2 protein-coding genes and 1 pseudogene are annotated in these 1,044 nt (G+C 30.0%); 2 read left to right on the plus strand and 1 reads right to left on the minus strand.

Annotated elements, in window-relative coordinates; translation table 11 throughout:
• The first annotated feature begins 52 nt into the window (after positions 1-52).
• Both FTU45_RS15325 and FTU45_RS15330 read left to right on the plus strand, forming a co-directional pair.
• Positions 53-334 (plus strand): hypothetical protein, encoded by a 282-nt coding sequence (locus FTU45_RS15325; protein ID WP_218949454.1) that lies wholly within the window; start codon positions 53-55, stop codon positions 332-334.
• A 176-nt stretch (positions 335-510) separates the two neighbouring features.
• Positions 511-831, plus strand: coding sequence for a GrlR family regulatory protein (locus FTU45_RS15330; RefSeq protein ID WP_179997607.1), 321 nt, complete (start codon positions 511-513; stop codon positions 829-831).
• Between the two features lie 45 nt (positions 832-876).
• Here FTU45_RS15330 and FTU45_RS15335 read toward each other — a convergent pair.
• A pseudogene (locus tag FTU45_RS15335) lies at positions 877-990 on the minus strand (type II toxin-antitoxin system RelE/ParE family toxin); the annotation flags it as partial.
• Between the last annotated feature and the right edge of the window lie 54 nt (positions 991-1,044).

Here is a 1,044-nt window from a genome sequence, read left to right on the forward strand (position 1 = left end):
GCTCACTAAAGCACAGCAGAAGAAGTTATCTCTACAAGAGCAAATTGAGTATTTGAAAAAAGAACAAGAGCAGATCTTAGAACAGGCAAAACAGAAACAGAATGAGCTTAAACTTAAGCAGCAAAAACTTTTAAGTGAAGCCAAAGCTCAAGAACGGAAAAATGAAACTAGACGGAAAATTTTGCTTGGCGCTTGGGTTTTGAATAAATTTAAGAATGATGAATCTTTTAAACATCAATTGGCTGATTTTGAGCAGTTTTTAAGTGCGGAAAGTAAGACAGAAGAAAATAGACAGAAAGATAAAGAGCTTTTTAATGATCTTTTTAAGGGATAAGTTCTAAATTTCATATAAGAGATTTTATGTTAAATAAAGGTTAACTACTATGAAATGCTAATGTTTGTATTACAGGAGAGGTAGCTCAATTTGTTTGAACAACTAAAAGCTTATTTAAAGTTGAAATTGGCGTAAAATATATAAAACACTCACTTTGTTGAACTGGTATTTTAAGAATGCGAGATGGTATTTACTTCCTTGAATTTCAAGATAATTTTAATGATTTTGGTAATGGAGTTTTTGTAGTACAAAATAATATAATAAATGGTGGAAACTATGCATTTTCCTTTCAAGGTGAAATCATTAATCAAAAATCGAAAGTTATTATAAAACAACATGATAATAGTATAGAAAAAGCTATAAATGAAACTTTAAATGTATCTATTAAAAAGACGAATTATGATTATGAATTATTAGGGAGTATTACTAATAGACCTAATTTAGTCGTTTATATAAAAGCAAAATTTATAGGTGACTTATTTCTAAAATTAACATAATACACGTTATGCGAAGTCAAAAATGGGAGCTCTAAGCTCCCATTTTTAGTCTTTAATGCGCTTTTTCGCTTCGTCATAAACTATGCTGTCAGCTCGTTTCCCAACCGTAATGAGCAAGATAACTACCTGATCATCTTTAACTTGATAAACTAGTCGGACTGATGTGTGCTTAAAAAACAGGAGGGTTTAACTTGGTAAACTATACATACTCAT

Origin of the sequence: Acinetobacter sp. YH12106, assembly GCF_013418995.1 — a bacterium.
GTDB classification, from domain to species: Bacteria; Pseudomonadota; Gammaproteobacteria; order Pseudomonadales; family Moraxellaceae; genus Acinetobacter; species Acinetobacter pseudolwoffii.